This window comes from Bacteroides faecium, from assembly GCF_012113595.1.
In the GTDB taxonomy this organism is placed as follows: domain Bacteria; phylum Bacteroidota; class Bacteroidia; order Bacteroidales; family Bacteroidaceae; genus Bacteroides; species Bacteroides faecium.
This window is the reverse complement of the sequence record NZ_CP050831.1, coordinates 4100151-4120783: the sequence shown is the minus strand read 5'-3', so window position 1 is coordinate 4120783 and position 20633 is coordinate 4100151. Positions and strand designations below refer to the sequence as shown.

15 protein-coding genes are annotated in these 20633 nt (G+C 41.0%); 3 read left to right on the top strand and 12 right to left on the bottom strand.

All coding sequences use genetic code 11. The features are described 5' to 3' along the window. Positions 1-6: 6 nt before the first annotated feature. From BacF7301_RS14960 to BacF7301_RS14945, 4 genes are read right to left on the bottom strand one after another with little or no spacing between them, the layout of a single operon-like run. Positions 7-1581 carry a DUF8477 domain-containing protein gene (locus tag BacF7301_RS14960; RefSeq protein WP_167963985.1) on the bottom strand — a complete coding sequence of 525 codons (1575 nt, stop codon included), beginning with the start codon at positions 1579-1581 and terminating at the stop codon, positions 7-9. 17 nt (positions 1582-1598) lie between these two features. After that, entirely contained in the window at positions 1599-2510 is a 912-nt protein-coding gene (locus BacF7301_RS14955) for a DUF4984 domain-containing protein (protein WP_167963983.1), read from the bottom strand. Between the two features lie 22 nt (positions 2511-2532). Beyond that, the gene (locus tag BacF7301_RS14950) at positions 2533-4062 is read right to left on the bottom strand and encodes a RagB/SusD family nutrient uptake outer membrane protein (protein WP_167963981.1); all 1530 of its coding nucleotides are present in this window, start codon (positions 4060-4062) and stop codon (positions 2533-2535) included. An 18-nt stretch (positions 4063-4080) separates the two neighbouring features. Then, positions 4081-7020, bottom strand: a complete 2940-nt coding sequence (locus tag BacF7301_RS14945; RefSeq protein WP_167963979.1) for a SusC/RagA family TonB-linked outer membrane protein — start codon at positions 7018-7020, stop codon at positions 4081-4083. Between the two features lie 655 nt (positions 7021-7675). On the opposite strand from BacF7301_RS14945, the gene BacF7301_RS14940 reads away from it, so the two are divergent. Further along, positions 7676-9601, top strand: coding sequence for an NAD(+) synthase (locus BacF7301_RS14940; protein ID WP_167963977.1), 1926 nt, complete (start codon positions 7676-7678; stop codon positions 9599-9601). 449 nt (positions 9602-10050) lie between these two features. Here the strand turns inward: BacF7301_RS14940 and BacF7301_RS14935 are convergent, their stop codons facing one another. The 8 genes from BacF7301_RS14935 to BacF7301_RS14900 form a co-directional block, all read right to left on the bottom strand. Further along, complete coding sequence (locus BacF7301_RS14935; protein WP_167963975.1) at positions 10051-10602, bottom strand: dual specificity protein phosphatase family protein; 552 nt, start codon at positions 10600-10602, stop codon at positions 10051-10053. A 36-nt stretch (positions 10603-10638) separates the two neighbouring features. Next, on the bottom strand, positions 10639-11763 hold the full coding sequence (gene hisB, locus BacF7301_RS14930; RefSeq protein WP_167963973.1) for a bifunctional histidinol-phosphatase/imidazoleglycerol-phosphate dehydratase HisB: 1125 nt from the start codon (positions 11761-11763) through the stop codon (positions 10639-10641). A 3-nt stretch (positions 11764-11766) separates the two neighbouring features. Further along, positions 11767-12807: a histidinol-phosphate transaminase gene (gene hisC / locus BacF7301_RS14925; protein WP_167963971.1), complete on the bottom strand. Its 1041-nt coding sequence runs from the start codon at positions 12805-12807 to the stop codon at positions 11767-11769. A gap of 17 nt (positions 12808-12824) precedes the next feature. Next, the gene (gene hisD, locus BacF7301_RS14920) at positions 12825-14114 is read right to left on the bottom strand and encodes a histidinol dehydrogenase (RefSeq protein WP_167963969.1); all 1290 of its coding nucleotides are present in this window, start codon (positions 14112-14114) and stop codon (positions 12825-12827) included. Between the two features lie 51 nt (positions 14115-14165). After that, positions 14166-15017 carry an ATP phosphoribosyltransferase gene (gene hisG, locus BacF7301_RS14915; RefSeq protein WP_167963967.1) on the bottom strand — a complete coding sequence of 284 codons (852 nt, stop codon included), beginning with the start codon at positions 15015-15017 and terminating at the stop codon, positions 14166-14168. Between the two features lie 257 nt (positions 15018-15274). Further along, on the bottom strand, positions 15275-15766 hold the full coding sequence (locus tag BacF7301_RS14910; protein WP_167963965.1) for a PaaI family thioesterase: 492 nt from the start codon (positions 15764-15766) through the stop codon (positions 15275-15277). 70 nt (positions 15767-15836) lie between these two features. After that, positions 15837-17747, bottom strand: a complete 1911-nt coding sequence (locus BacF7301_RS14905) for a fimbrillin family protein (RefSeq protein WP_167963963.1) — start codon at positions 17745-17747, stop codon at positions 15837-15839. Positions 17748-18051: 304 nt separating this feature from the next. Continuing rightward, the gene (locus BacF7301_RS14900) at positions 18052-18705 is read right to left on the bottom strand and encodes a DUF2490 domain-containing protein (RefSeq protein ID WP_167963961.1); all 654 of its coding nucleotides are present in this window, start codon (positions 18703-18705) and stop codon (positions 18052-18054) included. 174 nt (positions 18706-18879) lie between these two features. On the opposite strand from BacF7301_RS14900, the gene BacF7301_RS14895 reads away from it, so the two are divergent. Then, entirely contained in the window at positions 18880-19482 is a 603-nt protein-coding gene (locus BacF7301_RS14895; RefSeq protein ID WP_167963959.1) for an RNA polymerase sigma-70 factor, read from the top strand. A gap of 126 nt (positions 19483-19608) precedes the next feature. Continuing rightward, positions 19609-20589, top strand: a complete 981-nt coding sequence (locus BacF7301_RS14890) for a FecR family protein (protein WP_167963957.1) — start codon at positions 19609-19611, stop codon at positions 20587-20589. The last annotated feature ends 44 nt before the right edge of the window (positions 20590-20633 follow it).

Here is a 20633-nt window from a genome sequence, read left to right as displayed (position 1 = left end):
CAATGATTAGTTATAATTTGGAGTAATAATAAGCACTTTCAGAGTCTCACCGCTTTCTTTATTAATAATACTAAGGTGCAATTCTTCTGTTAAAGAAGTAGGGTCTTCAAGATAAATATTACAAGAAGATTCTGAGCCTTCAATAATTTCGCTCTCATTGGATAGATCGACATCACCACGCATCAATTTAAATATCCATACATCTTCATAATCCCCCTCTAACGGGTCGACCGTAAATGAATTAGCATCAGGCCATTCCATCGTATAGATATCATTAATACCAGGATATTGATCCTTTATATCCGAATCGGTGACTTTTGTACAATCTACTTCTTGAGTTACCCAATCAGCATCAAAATATGTAATTTTAAACGCTTGTTCATCTACCTGCTTCTTCTGTTTTTGAACAATATTAATCAGCAGATTGCTTTGTTGATAAGAAAACTTGATGTCCTGTTCGTATGTTTCCGGATCCCTCTCAATCAGATTTCCCCATAGGTCATCTTTAATATCCTGATACAAAGCGCTGGGAATTACCAATACAAAACCTTCCCTTTCTTCAAAACCTTCATCAATTTTAAGTCTCACATTCCCCTTTTCACCTGTCAGATGCATCCAATCAACAACTTCACCCTCATCACCGTTAATAAGCATACGCGTCATTCCATACTCTGTCTTCTTTTCAATATAAACCACTTCAAAGTCATCATTGAATGCCTGTATAGTAAACGGCACGAAGTTTCTATATGTGGAACTTGAGGTGCTGCCACTTGCCCCCGAGCTGCTTGTCTGCGTAAATGTTTTACCATCCAGTGATACTTCCCAATTCCAAGGATTAGAATTAATAATTTTAATCCCCTTAGGATTCATGCCTTTATATACTAATGGGAATTCATAAGATTCAATTCCCTCTTCATCGGTAAAAGTAAGTTTACCATTTTGCGCATATTTCGCATATTGAGGTTCATTAATCACCTTAACACTTCCTTCCACCCTTTCATTAATAGAACCTACAATAGCATTTCCATTAATATCCAACCATTCGGGTCTGTTAGTTGCTGCAAACCGGAAGTTAGCTTCCACTTTAAAAGACAAGTAATCGTCATATCCAACCTCTATCTCTTGGATTTCATTACCCTCCATATCATATATTTTAAGGCTGCGATTCTTACTTCCGCGTACCACGTCGGCAATAATCGCTTTATCAGCCCCAATCATCATAACCAGTTGTGCAGTAGTGGGCGCTTCAAACTCTACTGCTTCATCTGTTATTCTGAGCTTCACAGTCTGTGTTCCGGCAGTTCCGGACAATGAATAATTCTCCATTTCGCCTGTCACAAAGCGGCACCATGTAGCCGAAGAGGTTAGTTGCCAGTTTGCATTGGCTTTAAAAGTAAATTCTTTATCATCACCGGCTTTACAATTCACTGTTTGTTTTTCAGGGAAAACCGATGCGGCATCATCCTCATCATCATCCGAGCAGGCACTCATGCAAAAAGCCATGAACAGAATGGCTAAAAAGCCATTTAAGCTGAACTTCCTCATAAGCATAAGCGATGTTTCTTGTTTAAACTTTTTCATATACTTGTTATTTATTATTATTTTAATGAGTTATTAATTCCCTCTTCTATCAGCTTTTGAGCTTCGTCGTCACTAATCCATCTAACGGCGTTGGCATAAGTACCCACCTCATCCTTACCTGCCGGCATACCGGGTACATGCAATGTCATATATTGGAAGATGAACTTCTCACAAGTGCTATAATAAGAAAGATAAGCCCCTGCCTGATAGGCCCAGATTTCTCCGTCGCCATAAATCGTATTGAATGCATCGGGCGTGTATGCAAAGCGCTGGTCTTCCATCTCAATCAACGGATTCAGCAGGTCATTGGTAGTAAACTTCACTTTGAGGTCATATCCCTTGTAGAAGTAATCCTTCATAATAACCGTATTTTCCTCATTCTTATCTATTTCCGTGCGAATCAACCGCTGGTCAACATCCTTCATGTATGAAGTGAAGTAACTGGAAATAACAACGGCGTAGCCACTGAACACATTGATATCAAACGGACATACCTTCTGCAAAATCACCTTTGTTTCAATTCCGTAAATATCCCATTGGGATTCTTTTTCGGTAACAAGGTGAAGCACAAAGCCCAGTGAGTCCGTTACGGCTATGTTATCATAAATACCACGTACATGCACATTTGCCGCGTATTCCCCGGCTTTAATCGTTACCGTATTCGATTCGAGCGCATAGTGCTCACCTTCCACGGCGTTGCTCTTTTTGTCGATGATTTCCACACCTAGTGTACGGTCATAATCACATACTTCGGTAGCCGATACGGCAATATCAAAGTATTCCTTATTGTTTTGCACGGGAAGTACGGACAGTGTATCGGAAAACATGATGTAATTAGGACCACTATATTTTACGTATTCGGAATCACAACTTACCAATCCGAGCACGAGAATGAAAATAGCCGATAATCCGATAAAAATCTTTTTCATGCTTATAGTTTTTTTTAAACTGTTATTTATTGCTTTCATTCGGTTCGATATTTGTTCCCGGCGCATCCAGCTCATTTTGCGGAATAGGCCATACAAACCTCGCATCGTCTTTCTCCACTTTCAGGCTGCTCCCGTTATTTAGTGACTCGCTTTGAGGTTTCCGTTCAAAGCCTTTATGCCAGCGTTTAAGGTCTTGCAGGCGGAAGCCTTCCATGTAAAGCTCTTTTATGCGTTCTTTCTCTATAACGTCCATAGCATTGTTTTTCGAAAGCGTAGTGCCGCTACCGTAGGACATATAACGCGCCAGGCGCAAAGCGGAGATATCCTTGCCTGCACTGCCATAATTGGGATTCTCTTTCTGGCAATAAGCTTCCGCTCTAATCAGGTATTGCTCGGACAAGCGGAACACCTTGGGCATGGAAGTGTGCCGGATGTTGTAACTCTCAAATAAGCTTTGATTACCCCAATATTTTTGAAGCAACGGCCATTGCAAGGCGTGTGGGTATCCGGTAAGGTAGGACTGAAAGAAGACCACATACCGATAGTCCATCGAATCATACAAATCCAACGCCCACTTTGCAGGTACATAGTCGGGACGCACCGTTGAATAATCATAATTAAAAAAGATGGTTCCCAGGGCACCTCCGTAAGACGTCGGCGTAAAACCTACTTTCAGGATAATTTCCGTAGAGTTGTCATTTGTCCACATATACTGGTAGTAACTCTGACCGGTATTTCCGTATACGGTGCTAGCGCTTGAAAGCACGTAGTATCCGCTATCAATCACCTTACTCGAATACTTGATTGCATCCTCATAGTTTTTCATATAGAGCGCCACCCGGGCACGCAGGGCATACACGGTGTATTCGTTAAAATAAGAAGTATTGTAAAGGTCGTTTTTAGTCACTTCGTCTTCATCTATTTTCAAATAAACTACCGCCTGCTCCAGATCGTCCAGTACAAACTGATAGGAATCTTTCAGGGAAGCGCGCTTTAGATTAGTGGTTGTATTATATTCCGATGTCAATACTACACCCAGCTCATCGGCTGCCGCCGCATCGCTTTCGTAGGACTTACAGAAGAGTTTAATCAATTCGGAATAGCACAATGCACGTGCAAACAGCGCCTCTCCGTGAATCATGTCTAACTTATCCAGCGCATCGTCGTCTGTTTCTGCCGCCTGCACGCGCGGGATATAACCCAACAGAAAATTACAGCGGTTGATTACGGCATACAAACCTCCGTAAACAGCTTGTATATCTTCGTTAGTAGATAATATGTTCCATCGCCATACATCACCGTATTGATTTGTATAACCTGTTACTGCATACACCAAATCGGCTTGTAAATCGGGCAGTAGTGTAAGGTTGCCGCTATAGAGCGAAGCATCTTTAAATGCGGCATAGATACCGATGATTGCCTGATTGGCATCGTCCACCGTGTTGATAGCTTGACCTGCTTGAATGGCGTCTTCGGGATATTTGTCCAGACAGGAAACGGAACCTATCCCCCAAACAGCCAACAACAAATATATCTTTATTTTATTCTTCATTTTTTTATATGTTGTATTTTAGAATGAAACTTCCAGACCGAAAGTGAATTGCCGGGTGGCGGGATATTGTGCCTGATACATATTGTTAGTACCTTCGGGGTCGAGTCCCGTAAACTTGGTAAACGTCAGCAAATTCTGTCCTTGTGCGTATACACGCAAGTTTGTCAGGAAATTTGTTTTTCTGAGCAATGACTGCGGAAAGCTATAACTCAACATCAGGTTCTTCAGCCTCAAGAATGAAGCATCTTCCAGAAAGCGTGAATCCATCTGTGGAGTAATGCCATAACGGGGAATATCCGTTATGTCACCCGGTTTCTTCCAACGGTCATACAGCAATCGGCGGGATTGATTGTATGCTTCGAAAAGCCCATTGCTCTCATCCATGAAGCGGTCATTGTTAAACACCCAGCGGTCGGCTACCCAACTAAACTGTGCCGCCAGTGAAATGCCTTTCCAAGTGAGTGTAGTGCCGAAACCACCTTGCCAGGGAGCAACAAAACTCTTGTTTACCAGCACTTTGTCCGCATCCCTGAATTCCGTAGTCACTTCACCGTCCTTTGTATACCACAATGCGTCACCATTTGCAGGATTGACTCCAGCGAAGCGATTGATATAAAATTCCGTAGCAGAATGACCCACTACATACTTAATATTGGTACCTGCAATCTCGTACTCATCCACTCCATTATAAAGTTCTGTGATTTTGTTCTTGTTATAGGATAAGTTAGCGCTGAGGTTCCATGAAAAATCTTTTGTACGGATGACATCGCCATTCACCGAGAGTTCCGCACCCCTGTTAACCATGGCTCCGATATTGTCCCGGTATTTACCCGAACCATTCACTGCATAAGATTGAGGAACCAACATTAACATATTAGTTGTCTTTTTATTGTACAACTCCACATCCAGATTCAACCTGTTCCAAAAGCCTAGATGCAAAGCCAGATTGGTAGACCATGTTTGCTCCCAACTTAAATCGGGATTACCGTTTTGTGAAGGGTAAATGCCCGTCTCCCCCATGTAGTCCATCCCGCCTTTCACCAAAGACTGAGCATCATAATAACCAATTTCGGAGTTACCCGAGGTACCTGTGCTAAGTGCAATCTGCATCATCGTCAGCCAGTCATATTTCTTCATGAAATTCTCTTTCTGTATGTCCCACATCAATCCGACCGACCAGAAAGTTCCCCATCTGTTGTCCTTGCCAAAACGGGAAGAGGCATCGGCACGAACAGAGAAATCAGCATAGTAACGACCTGCATAATTATACTCGCCTCTTCCGAAGAATGAAAGATAAGAATAGGAATATGCATCACCCGTATCCGACCATGCGGCAGCCAGCGTACCATTGGTAATATTCGTCAGAAGGTCATTGTTTTGTCCTCGCATGGTGACAGTAAACCCTTCTGAACGTGCATCCACTCCTTCTTGTCCCAACAGGAAATTGAACGAATGTTTATCCTCCAATGTAAACTGATAATTTGCGGTATTAGTAATTGTCAAACTCAGCCTATCGGTCGAACTACGTCCCGCATTACCTGATCCGTTGTTGGTGGGAAAACTAGGAAAAGATTGTTTGAATGCCGTCATGTGTGCATAGTCTGCCGCAAACTGCGAGCGGATAGTTAATCCCTTAACAGGATTCACTTCAGCATAGAGTGTAGACAATATTTTATACTTCTTATACTTTACGGGATTGTTTTCCATCCATTCTAGCGGATTCTGATTGGTGCCTTTCCAACTGCCGTCAGAGGGAGAAGCCAGGGAACCGTCTTCTTTGTAAGGATTCCAATAAGGCATCATGAAGTGTGAAGCGGAGATAGGTGTTACCGAGGTATACTCCCCCGACTGTGCTTGCTCTATCTCTTGGTAGGATACAGTAGAAGTGGTGCCCACCTTGAGCCAGTTGCTTGCCTTGACATCCGCATTAGCGCGCATATTGTAACGTCTGAAACCGGAACCTTGTGCTATACCGTCCTGGTCGAAGAAATTGCCCGAAACGTAATAATTCAACCGATCGGTGGCACGATTGACTGATACTTCGTAATTCTGTAACATTGCCTTGTCGTTAAACACCACATCACACCAATTGATATCGATATCACGAAGAAGGTTATAGTCTTTTCCCTTATCCAAACCTACTTCCTTCTCAAATAAAATGCGTTCTGCAGTATTCATCTGGCTCCACTCTTTCTGAGTCAACTGTGAAATACCCCATTGGGCGCGGAATGTGACCTTTGCCTTGTCAATGGCAAGCCCGCGCTTCGTGGTAATTACCACCACACCGTTGGCTGCACGCGCACCGTAGATAGAAGTGGAAGATGCATCTTTCAATACGGAAATCGATTCGATATCACTCGGATTAAGCGCATTGAAGTCGCCGCTGGAAACGGGTACTCCGTCAAGGATAAACAGCGGTGAGGTACCCGAATTTAATGAATTCATGCCTCTGATTTGGAAGGAAGCCGCCACACTGGGTTCACCGGTATTGGACATCACCATCAATCCCGGTGCCTGTCCCTGCAATGCCTGGTCAAAACTGGCAGCGGGTACATTTTCCATTTTCTCCGCCTTCACAGTTGATACAGAACCAGCAATTGTTCCTTTCTTACGCACACCATATGCAACGACCACTACCTCATCCACCATCTGCGCATCACTTTCCATAGTCAAGTTTATACGAGTAGAGGCAGTCACCTGCTTATCTATCGTTTTCATACCGACATAAGAGAACTGCAAAGTGGCAGGAGACTTAGTCACTGTGATACTGTAATTACCATCTATATCGGTAATTACTCCGTTTGTTGTACCTTTCTCCATAATGGACACGCCAATCATCGGCTGGTTATCTTCCGCCGAAATGATATGTCCTTTTACCTGATATCCGCCCTGTGCGAAAAGCAACAGGGGGATATTCGTCAGAGTAAAGAGTACAAACAAGAGAATTGATTTTCTCATCTTTGATACTTAAATTAAAATTAATGAAATTGATTTATTTTATAGATTTGTCTACAAGTGAAATACGCGTATTCCATTTTCACTCAAGAAAGAATAATACGCTCCTCTCCCACAGGGCAACTCTCAAAGCATAACTTTTCATTGACCTTGGGCAGGATATTTTCTCTAAAAACAAAATAGGAAATACTAACTTGGCTGATTTTTAATGTTACGCCAAATATCCAAATAGAATTTTCGTGTTACCGCTGTGTGAATTGAATGTATGCTCATCTGCGCTCTCTTAAATTATAAATTAAAAACTAACATCATTCGTTCTGTTTAGGTGCTCTATTTTTCTAATTATGTTTTATTTGGCTACAAATATAAATATTATAGTTAAATAAAAGAAACTAAAAGTCGTATATTTTATACCAAATTTCTATCAATATCTTTTTGTCATCCTTTTAAGCGCATATAAGATTATAAAAAAACAAACAACTCGACTGATTAGACAGATATCGGGTTTTAGCTTTCATATTGATACCTGATTTAATTGTTTAAACAACAGTCCACAATTCACACAAAATACCTCATTGAGAGGATTCACTATGGAAAAGATAAATATTCAAAACTATTTTCCTATTTTTGCACCCACTATATATAAATAAGGTATAAGATGAACTACGGATTCGTAAAAGTAGCAGCAGCTGTGCCACACATCAAAGTGGCTGACTGTAAATTCAATGTAGAAAGAATAGAAAGTCTGATTGCAGTGGCCGAAGGAAAGGGAGTGCAGATCATAATCTTCCCGGAAATGAGTATTACCGGATACACTTGTGGTGACTTATTCGGGCAACAGCTTTTATTGGAAGAAGCAGAAATGGGAATCATGCAGATTCTGAATAATACGCGCCAGTTGGATATTATCTCTATTGTCGGTATGCCGGTAGTTGTCAATTCGACGGTTATTAACGGGGCTGTAGTCATTCAGAAAGGAAAAGTATTAGGTATTGCTGCCAAAACTTACCTTCCCAATTATAAAGAGTTTTATGAGCAGCGTTGGTTCACTTCTGCCCTACAGCTCACAACAGATAATGTGCGTTTGTGCGGACAAATTGTTCCCATAGGCGCAAACCTACTTTTCGAAACTTCGGATACCACTTTCGGAATTGAAGTTTGTGAAGACCTTTGGTCTACAATTCCTCCCAGCTCTTCACTTGCACTGCAAGGGGCGGAAATCTTATTCAATATGTCGGCAGATAATGAAGGTATTGGAAAGCATAATTATCTGTGTTCTCTTATCAGTCAGCAATCTGCACGCTGCATCGCGGGATATGTATTTTCATCTTGCGGCTTCGGAGAGTCTACTACTGATGTAGTTTTCGCAGGAAATGGATTGATTTACGAGAATGGCAGTCTTCTTGCATGCAGTGAACGTTTCAGCATGGAAGAACAACTTATTATCAGCGAGATTGATGTAGAACGTATACGTGCAGAACGTAGAATCAATACAACTTTTGCTGCTAACCAGGCTAATTTAGGAGATAAGAAGGCAGTTTCTATTGCTACGGAATTTGTAAACAGCAAAGAACTGACACTGACCCGAAGTTTCAATCCGCATCCTTTTGTCCCACAAGGGAAGGAGCTAAACGAACACTGCGAAGATGTTTTTTCTATTCAAGTAGCAGGATTGGCACAACGCCTCGTTCATACCGGAGCTAAGACTGCCGTAGTCGGCATTTCCGGGGGATTGGATTCAACACTGGCATTACTTGTTTGTGTGAAGACTTTCGATAAACTGGGATTATCCAGAAAAGGAATTCTCGGCATTACAATGCCCGGCTTCGGGACCACTGACCGGACTTACCACAATGCTATTGACTTAATGAAGTCATTAGGAATATCTATCCGTGAAATCAGCATCAAAGATGCCTGTATACAGCATTTCAAAGATATAGACCACGATATAAATGTACATGACGTTACGTATGAGAACTCACAAGCACGCGAACGTACACAAATATTAATGGACGTAGCCAACCAAACCTGGGGAATGGTAGTAGGCACAGGTGACTTATCAGAACTCGCTTTGGGGTGGGCAACCTACAATGGGGACCATATGTCAATGTACGGTGTCAATGCAAGCGTGCCCAAAACACTCGTTAAATATCTGGTGCAGTGGGTGGCAGAAAATGGTGTGGATGAAGATTCAAAAGCGACTTTACTCGATATAGTGGATACACCTATCAGCCCGGAATTGATTCCTGCTGATGAAAATGGAGACATCAAACAAAAAACGGAAGATTTGGTAGGTCCTTACGAGCTGCATGACTTCTTTCTTTATTATTTCCTGCGTTTCGGCTTCCGTCCGTCAAAGATTTATTATCTGGCGAATATCGCATTCAAAGACAGTTATGATGAAGAAACAATTAAGAAATGGTTATCCATCTTCTTCCGTCGTTTCTTCAATCAACAGTTCAAACGTTCATGCCTGCCTGACGGACCGAAAGTTGGTAGTATTTCTATTAGTCCGAGAGGAGATTGGCGAATGCCGAGTGATGCCAGTTCGGCGATGTGGCTTAAAGAAATAGAGAACTTATAATCTTCTTAATAGACAGTTTATTGTGGCAGGCATTTTTGTCTGCCACATTTTTGTGTTTATTTTAAGTATTATAGGGGGAAAAACAAAAATGTCACAGCGCTATATATCAACAATTTAGGTATAAAAACGGGCTTATTTTAAGAGAAGTTCACAAAAAACATGCGGTTGTTTTTGGCTTTTTGGAGATAAAAACTGCACTTTTCTCGTAATATACTATATTCCAACGCATTAGTATCTATTATAAATAACTATTCGGACAGACTTGTGCAACTGTTCAGTTACACAAGTCCGTCCGGGTAGTTACCCAAGTCCATTTGCACCGTTACACAAGTGCAACAGGATAATACTAGCTGTTGAATTAGTTAATAGATGAGGAGAAAACATTAGTTCATGCAATAGAAGTTTCTAATTCTTCCTTATGATTTGACTAAATCATACAGTCAATTGAATTATTGCATCACCTCTTTCTTTATTCGCTCTATATCCGCTTCTTTGATTCTTCGAATTATATTTTTATAAATACGGTGAAAACCAAAACCTCCTTCAGTCATTTCGCGAATTGCATCTTCTTTGGAGACATTCTGAAATACAATGCGGTAGAGCGCACAAACAGCTCCTGTACGGTCGGAACCATGATGACAATGGATTACAATTGGAGCTTTGCGATTCTTTATGATACGCAATGCTCTTATTAATTGCTCCTCACTGACTGAGTGCGCCTTCATCTTTACCCGATGAAGTTTCACGGCTGTTCCTGCCGCTTCGTCATCATCACTATGCCTGTTACGAAGATTAAGAGACTCTTTGATGCCATACATTTCGAGAGCTTTAAAATCGGCAGACGAAGGTTGCTCCGAACGGTATACTCCCGAATCTATCTTATACAAATTGGTCAGTTCACTATCAGGAAGAATTATCTTCTCTGTTTTCAGGTTTTGGCTGAAAACAGAGACAGAGTAGATTATCCCTAAAAGCAGACTCAATAAGATTCGTTTTTGCATAAATCTATGAGGTCATAATTATAAATTAGCGATGATTCAAAGCACTCCTTTACTGGATGGAAGTTCGAAATGATAGATATCACGTTTCAAAGCCATCTTGAAAGCGCGGGCTAATGCTTTGAAGATTCCTTCTATCTTATGATGTTCATTCTGTCCTTCAGCCTTGATGTTCAGATTCATTTTTGCGGCATCACTCAATGACTTAAAGAAATGCAGGAACATTTCAGTCGGCATCTCCCCTATCTTCTCACGTTTGAACTCCGCATCCCATACCAACCAGGGGCGGCCACCGAAATCCAGGCATACCTGGCAAAGACAATCGTCCATCGGTAAAGCATATCCATAACGTTCAATTCCCCGTTTGTTGCCTAAAGCCTGATAGATACATTCGCCTAAAGCAATGGCAGTATCTTCGATAGTATGGTGTTCGTCTACCTCCAAGTCTCCTTTTACACGAATTGTCAAATCCATACCGGAGTGTTTCCCAATCTGTTCGAGCATATGATCGAAGAAACCAAGCCCGGTAGAAATATCGCAAACACCATTTCCGTCCAGATTCAAGGCAACATAAATATCAGTCTCTTTCGTGGTACGGCGCACTTCCGCTTTCCGTTCACCGGCAAACAGGAATTCAGCTATCTGATCCCAGTCTGTTGTGGCGAGAGCGCAAACATCTTCCAATCCTTTTTCTTTCAGACCTTCTGTTGAATCTTGTAGATAGATGGCACGACAACCCAGATTTTTGGCAAGCTCCACATCTGTAGGACGGTCACCGATAACAAAACTTCCGGGCAGATCGTATTCAGGATTATTCAGATATTTCGTCAACATTCCGGTACGTGGTTTACGCGTCGGCGCATTATCTTCAGGAAAACTACGGTCTATCAGTATTTCATCAAAAGTAATTCCTTCGCCTTCCAATGTTTTAAGCATCAGGTTATGGGTAGGCCAGAATGTTTCTTCCGGGAAGGAAGATGTACCCAGTCCGTCCTGATTGGTGACCATTGCAAATTCAAAATCGAGTTTGCTACGGATAAATCCCAAATTACGGAATACTTTCGGATAGAATTCCAATTTCTCTAAGGAGTCGAGTTGATAGTCAACCGGCGGTTCAATAACCAGTGTCCCGTCTCTGTCTATAAATAAAACTTTTTTCTTCATAATCTATCCTGGGTATTTTTTAAGGACTTCCAATAGGGTGTTATTCTCTGTACGAGTACCAACCGTCACGCGCAAGCAGTTACAACAGAGTGAAACGGTATGACGATTACGGACAATAATCCCCTCGCCTACCAAATAATTATAGATTTTCACTGCATCCGTTACTTTAACCAAAAAGAAATTAGCATCGGACGGGAATAACTTAATGGTACATGGAAGTTTTTCAAACTCTTCTTCCAAATAATCACGCTCTTCCTTCAATGTCTTGACCCAACGTTCTATCTCATAATGCTTATGAAGCATACTGATAGCCTGCTGTTGAGTGAGTTGGTTAACGTTATAGGGATACTTGATTTTACTCAAAATACCAATGATTTCTTCGGATGCAAAAGCCATTCCCAAACGGATAGCAGCACATCCCCAGGCTTTAGAGAATGTCTGGAATACGACAAGGTTAGAATATTTGTCCAACTCTCCCAGGAAAGATGGAGCTTTGGAAAAATCACTGTAAGCCTCATCCAGTATCACCAATCCTTCAAACAGATTCAGAATCTTTTCTATTTCGGAACGAAGCAGATCGTTTCCTGTCGGATTATTGGGTGAGCAAAGGAAAATAAGTTTGGTATGTTCGTCTGTGGCAGCCAGTAACTTATCAGCAGAAAACTGGAAGTCATCATCCAATAGCACTTTCCGGTATTCAACGTTGTTCACATCTGCACAAACCTGATACATCCCGTAAGTAGGATCGATAGCTACTACATTATCTTTGCCCGGTTCGCAGAAAGCACGAAAGACCAAATCAATGGCTTCGTCGCTACCATTTCCGAGGAAGATATGTTCGGGAGCTACTTTCTTGATTTTCGACAGCAGTGTTTTCAGTTCGCATTGCATAGGATCCGGGTAACGATTGTGAGGCGTATTGTACGGATTCTCATTGGCATCCAAAAAGACAGAAGCTGTCACTCCTTTATATTCATCACGGGCCGAAGAATATGGTTTTAGTTTCCAAATGTTCGGACGGGTTAGTTCTTGTAACGTTTTCACTTCTTTGATTTTTTAAATTATGAATTTTGAATAGCTTTGAGACGGACAGTAACTGCGTTCTTATGTGCATCCAAAAGTTCGTTAGCTGCCATTTCTTCAATAGCCGGGCCAATGGCTTTTATTCCTGCCGGAAGAATCTCCTGGAATGTTATCTTGCGGATGAAACTATCCAAACTTACACCGCTATAGGCTTTGGCATATCCGTTGGTCGGCAAAGTATGGTTAGTGCCCGAAGCATAGTCACCTGCACTCTCGGGAGTTAATGAGCCGAGAAATACAGAACCGGCATTGATGACACGTTCTGCCACTTCCAAATAGTTTTCTGTCTCGATGATTAAATGTTCGGGAGCATAGGCATTGGTTAGTTCCAGTGCTTCATCCAAATCCTGAACCAAAATCAGTTTACTGTTTTCCAACGATTTTGCAGCTATCTCACGACGGGGTAATTCTGCCAGTTGACGCTCCACTTCTGCCATCACTTCTGTTTGGAGTTTCTCGGAAGTTGTTATCAACATGGCCTGGCTGTCAGCTCCATGTTCTGCCTGGGACAGTAAATCCGCAGCCACGAAAACCGGATTTGCGGATGCGTCAGCCAGTACTTCTACTTCGGAAGGGCCGGCAGGCATATCAATGGCAACATCACGCAGACTTACCAATTGTTTTGCTGCTGTCACATACTGATTTCCGGGACCGAAGATCTTATATACTTTTGGAACGCTTTCTGTTCCATAAGCCATGGCGGCAATCGCCTGTACACCGCCTGCCTTGAAGATTTTGCTAACTCCGGCCAGTTGGGCGGCAAAGAGAATGGCAGGGTGGATATTTCCATTTTTATCGGGGGGAGTACAAAGTACAATTTCCTTGCATCCTGCTATTCTAGCAGGAACGGCGAGCATCAATACAGTGGAAAAAAGTGGTGCTGTTCCTCCCGGAATGTATAGTCCGACCTTTTCAATACCCACTGCTTTTTGCCAACAGGTTACGCCATTCATCGTTTCCACCTTCTTTCCCGCAAAACGTTGGGAAGAGTGAAAGGTTTCAATATTTTGTTTTGCCAGAGAGATAGCGGCTTTCAGTTCATCACTTACTAATGTTTCGGCAACCTGCACTTCTTCAGGAGTCACTGCAAGCGCAGACAAAGTAACTTTATCAAAGGCAGCTTCATATTCCAGTACAGCTTTGTCACCTTCTGCCCTCACCTTATTTATAATGGTACGAACCGTATCGAACAAGTTCTCCGTATTCAGTGCCGGACGTTTCAAAAGTTCTGCCCATTGTTCTTTTGATGGATATTTAATCAATTTCATGGTTTATCACGGATTATACAGACTTCCACAGATTATTTATCTCAACACGTTTTACACAATCATCTTTTCAATCGGTAATACCAGGATACCTTCTGCTCCCAGTGCTTTGAGTTTTCCGATAATTTCCCAAAAACGTTTTTCATCAAGTACTGTATGAACGGAACACCAGCCTTCTTGTGCCAACGGCATCACGGTAGGACTCTTCATGCCCGGTAATACGTCAATAATTTCTTCCAGTTTATCTTTCGGAGCATTCATCAATACGTATTTCTTATCCTCGGCAGTTTTTACAGCGTTCATACGAAACAACAGTTCTTCCAACACTGCTTTTTTCTCATCACTCATGTTTTTGTAGCCAATCAACAGAGCTTCCGATTTCATCACTACTTCCACTTCTTTCAGGCGATTGCTAACCAAAGTAGAACCGGAACTTACAATATCAAAAATGGCATCAGCCAATCCTATACCCGGAGATACTTCTACCGAACCGGTAATGACATGAATTTCTGCTTTTACACCATTTTTTTTCAAGAAGTTGCGAAGGATAACAGGATAAGAGGTCGCAATCTTTTTTCCGTTGAACCATGACAGTCCGGGATATTCCAAATCTTTCGGCATAGCCAATGACAAACGACACTTACTGAATCCCAAACGTTTGATGATTTCCGCGTCTTCTTCTTTTTCCATAAATTCGTTCTCACCAACAATTCCTAAATCAGCTACTCCGGTAGCTACTGTCTGTGGTATGTCATCATCACGAAGGAAAAGAACTTCGATGGGGAAATTAGGAGATTGCACCAGTAAGGTACGTTTAGTAGTGCTCAACTTGATATCCGACTCTTCTAAAAGTGCCATTGTCTCTTCGAAGAGACGTCCTTTGGCTTGTACTGCGATTCTTAACATGACTTTATTTTATTATTTATTATTAATTACAAGTATAGTACGTTGAAAAATAAAAAAAGGCTTACCGTATTCGGCAAGCCTTCGTTATCGTTATATAGAGTATACACAATATCATCTATGCCCACCGGTTATTCGTTAGGAAAATGATGATGATGATGTGTAGCTGTATATTTCATATTTCTTTTATTAACTGCGACAAAAGTAAAGTATTTGTTTGATACTACCAAACATTTATCACAAAAACTTGAGTTTTCATTTCAAATTAAAGGCAGAATCTCTTCCGGCTCTACATCGCAGTGAGTAAAATGCATTTCATCCTTCGACTTTTCTTTCGAGAAAGTGAAGTAAGTGCAAACGGCTTCCGTACATACTTCGCCATCCTTATTATATAGCTTGGCTTCAATAATTACAATGTTACGTTTCACCTCTTTAATGGATGCACGCAGCACGATATGAGAATCTTTCGTATCAATCGACTTCCGGTAGCGAGTCTCCATTTTTGAAGTAACCCCTGTTGTCTGCAACTTACGAAGTACCGCCCAAGCACAAATTTCATCCAACAAAACTGCCTGTATGCCACCGTGCAATGTATCAATCCAACCCTGATATTCAGGACGGGGCTTCCAGATACTTACGATTTCATCACCGTCTTCATAAAATTCCATCTTTGCACCAGATGCATTATGTGAAGCACAACCAAAACAGTTGTACCCTTCCAGACCTTTCCAGGGATTTATTATCTTCTTCATGGTTCTCTCTTTTTAGTTTTTCTTCCCAAATATAAGCAAAATATGAAAAAAAAGAATCATTTCTGTGGATTTACTTTCGGATACAGCGGATTGCAAAAGCTTTCGTGTCAATACCAGCCTTAGCCTCTCCCATCGTATTCGCGTCACTTTTCAGATAAAAAACCATTTCAGCCATTTCTTGTTTTTCATCATTTAAAGTCCAATATCCCAAGAATTTACCTTCAAAGACTGATTGTTTTGTTTCAACAAACATACCTGTAGGAATTCCATTAAAGCCCGATAGATTATTAACTGAAACGACTGCATCACCTGGATTCACAGGTAGCCAAGTACCTGATTTAAGTAAAGCGGCATCCTCTTTTAAATATTTACTTAAAACATTCCAGTCTTTCCATGTAGGAATATCCCAATGAACTGGCAGAAAATTACGAGACAATGCTGTACTAGCAGTATAAAAATAATATTCTGTTGCAGATTGTAAATATCCGGCTATATTTCCTACTACTGTGGTCAACTCGGGAATTTCAGAACCATCTATATATAAAGAAGTCTCCAAATTACTCCGCATCCAGTATTGAGTACCAATTTTCACCAATGGATAATTATGAATCATCCCTCCACGCACATCGCGGGCAACATCCTCCAATGCCAAAACAGGTAAAACATTGTCTGCCACAGTTACCGATAATGAGATTTTCCCATCTGCCAACACATAAACATTATTACGGGCAGTCGAAGTTCCGGCAACATAAGTTAAAGAATTGTCTTCCAAATTCCATGAAACGCTTCCACCATGAATTTTGCCTTTACCTATCTCTCCCAATAATTGCGCAACAATTCCTTGTGATAAGTCAACACTACCATCTTCTTTCATCGGATAGGCAACAATCGCTTGAGAGGAAAATTCAGGAGTAACCAAGTACTCTTTGCATATTTCAGCAACTTGCTTTCCTGAATTTAAGACCCTATACACATTTGATTTTTCAAAAGTCAGCTTCGATACATCTACATATTTATGAAGAGTTACTGATTCGGTCTGATCTACCTCAGTTCCATCCCAATCGCCGATTTCTCCACTGACTTTACTCATTAATATATCTTCATCTGCTACAAATGTTATTTCCAGTTCTCTTTGCTTACCGCTTGTCAGTTGTAAAGTAGAAGGTAACAAGCTAGTATATGGTTTTCCCCCAGCTTCCAGTGTTATATATTGGTATCCAACAGTCGCTTCCTGTGGTATCAGAATAAGTTCTTTTCCTACCAAACGTCCCTCTTTTATTTCCCATTCACCTGCAGGAGTAATTTCTTTCTCTTCAGAATAAGCAGAAAAAGTATTTTTCTGAAAATCGTAAATTGCCTTAGTATAAAAGCCACTTATAGAAAGTGCAGGATTGGCAGATAACATATCTTCTACATTTTCCCCTTCACCGGGAACAAGAGCAACTTTCAAGCGAAAAAATTGATGATTATAAGTCAGAGCTACAGCTTCTTTACTAGCTAATACGTCTTCTTTGGATGCAATTAAAAAATCCGAATGTGAATAATCTTCAGGTTTATTCTGACTTGTTACAACCGATACTTGCATGGTACTTTCACCCATTACCACTCCTTCTTCTTGATATGGATAATAACTGATCAAATTCAATGTTACTCCATCGTCCGGATAGTAAACCGATTCATCAGATACAAATTCACCACTGGAAGAACGCACAAAATGAAGATTATCTGCATAACGTTCTTCCTGCATTGTAGTATTCCCCGCGAGTGCAAACAAACCAACTTCGTCCCCTTCTTCAAAATTATTATTTGCCACACGAGTGTTGACTACTTCATGAATATCAGCTACAAATTTCAATGGAATATCTCCATTATTGATTATTTCCCCTTCTTCTTCTGAAATGTGATTTACACAAGCAGTTAGTAAAACTGCACAAAAAAGAAATGAGCCTATTCCCATTGATAGGTCATGACATGTTTTCATTATAATTGTCTATTAGTCAAAATTAGAAATCTCTGATTGAGCAGAAGAATGGCATAAGGGGAAGTATTCGCTTTCGGTTATGAGACACTATACAACACGTCTGTTGCTACTGTAGAATCGTTAATTTCAGCATTCCATTTTGAAATGCCGGGAGCGAAAGTACACATTATAATTAAGATAAGACATATTTTTATTAAGAAATATCCATATTATTATTTAACACACAAATAATCAATCTTTTATATATTCCAGTGTATTAATCCAATTAAAACCTACACCTTATTATATAAGCAGCCCACTATTTTCAGAAAGAATAAACCACCTCTATTCCGGCAATATGTTTTCCCCGTGAAGATTCATACTGATAACAATAAAACGCGTCTAATGACCAGCGTTTGGCTAAATCAAATTCTACTCCCGGGCGATAGCGCATACGAGCAGCTCTCCAAAAAGAGGCATCGTCCAGACTTTGATAAATTTCGAGAGAAAAATAAGGTGAAACAATTCCTTTTGTAGGTGCATAGGCTAATTTTAAACGGGAACGCAGACGCGTCTCCGAATCTCCAAGGTCAAAAGTCTGCTGAAATCTCTCCCGCAAAGATACTTTCAACCATTGATAACGGAAACTTGCAACTGCACTGATATGATAACGATGTCTGAGTTTCCAATCTGAATCACCCAAATTCCGAAAATGAGTTTCATAACCGACGCCAAAGTTCAAGAAAGAATATGCATGATAGACACCACCGACGGTAAGCCCCCAACGATCCATCCTGCTCATATCCTCTTTCGTGCGCAGTTCCAAATCACCGGAGACAGAGAACCGGGAATCAATCTTATGATTCACTTTAAACTTGGTCCATGTAGTGAAATCATCACTTTGTGCCCATACGGTGGACGCCATTCCAACTAATAAAACAAACAGCCAAGTCTTAGCATTAAATAATATTCTACTCATTGATTATCGGGTTAAAGTTGCAAAGATAGCAAATTATCTTCGGCAAAGAAAAATCATGATACTGAAATAAATCTGAAAAAGATTAGCGACTTCTTTCCTTTTTTATTTCCCGGATTTTACGTACGTTTGTGACATTCTAACAATCCCTTTGTGAATTGAAACCTAAAATGCTATATGTGCGCAACAAATATTCCCGGTAATGAACGTTCGCTTGTCATCCGCTTGATAGCCGGAGATGAAGATGCATTCTGTGAACTTTATGCGGCTTATAAAAATCGCTTGATATATTTTGCGATGCGTTTTCTTAAATCACGCGAATACGCAGAGGATATCTTTCAGGATGCCTTCACTGTAATTTGGGAAAGTCGTCGTTTTATTAATCCCGACACATCTTTTTCTTCTTATTTATATACAATCATGCGCAATCGGATTCTAAACCATTTGCGCGAACTGGCAAGCGAAGACCGGCTAAAAGAGCAAATCCTTTCACAAGCTATAGACTACAGTAATGAGACGAACAATGAAATCATTACCAATGATTTGCAGAGGCTTATATCTCATGCACTGGAACAACTGACTTCCCGCCAGCGGGAAATATTCGAAATGAGCCGTGAGAAACAAATGTCTCATAAAGAAATAGCAGAAGCATTGGGGATTTCTGTCAATACGGTACAAGAACACATCTCATCTTCTTTGCGTTCGCTTCGTACGTATTTGGAAAAACACTCCGTTACCAGCACTGACCTGATTTTACTTCTTATCTGCCTCAATCTTTAGCGGGAGATAGTTTCTAACGGCACATACAGTTAAAGGAAGTTAACTATACCCTAGACATTCTTTTTCTTTGTGTACTAATTATACAAAGGGGAAATTAAGATATACCCGAATTCTAAATAACAGAATATGAAGAATACAGAAAATAATAAAAAACTATATCGCCGTTATCTGGACGATCTCTATACAACAGAGGATGCCCGGCAACTACTAAACAGCCTGCACGACCCGGATAATCATGAAACACTCAATGAGTTATCTTCCGATGTCTGGGAAGAAGCCGCCACACAGCAACCTCATACGGATCTTGAACGTGAACACTATAAACGGGAAGCTCGCCAATTATTGAAACGTATAGAACATAAAAAACGTACCTGGCTCCGTCGTATCGCAGTTGCTACTGTCAGCACAGCAGCAATCGTTTGCCTGGTACTGGGCGGAATTCATTATCTGGAACATCTGAATGAACGGCAGATTATCTATCTGGAAGCCTCAACCTCTTATGGCGAACGCAAACAGATTCTTCTGCCCGACGGCACCCAACTGACACTAAATTCCTGCTCACATGTCCGGTATCCGAATAGTTTCACAGGAGAAGAGCGTAAAATAGTATTGGAAGGTGAAGGATATTTTCAGGTACACAGAAATGAAAAACAACCTTTCATTGTCAGTACCGGCCGTTTCAATGTACGTGTACTGGGAACCTGCTTTGATATAAAATCCTATTCTTCTGATGAAATCGTTTCTGTAGAAGTGGAAAGCGGAAAGGTGCAGGTGGACTTGCCGGAAGCAATGATGCGGCTAAAAGGCAAAGAGCAGGTACTTTTCAATACCATTTCGGGCGAATACAGCAAACGACGGGAAGATCGCCCGGTAGCCATATGGAAAAAAGGCGGACTGCGTTTCAACAGTACTCCGATACGTGACGTGGCAAAGGAACTGGAACGAATGTACAATTGCCGTATTACATTTGCCGACGGTAAATTCAACAATCTGATTTCCGGGGAGCACGATAACAAGAGCCTGGAAGCAGTTCTTCAATCTATCGAATATACAAGTGGTATCCGGTATAAGAAGGAAGGAAACCGCATACTGTTATATAAACAGTAAAAAGATGTTAAGCACACCCCAGTATATAGTTTACAGTGTGTATT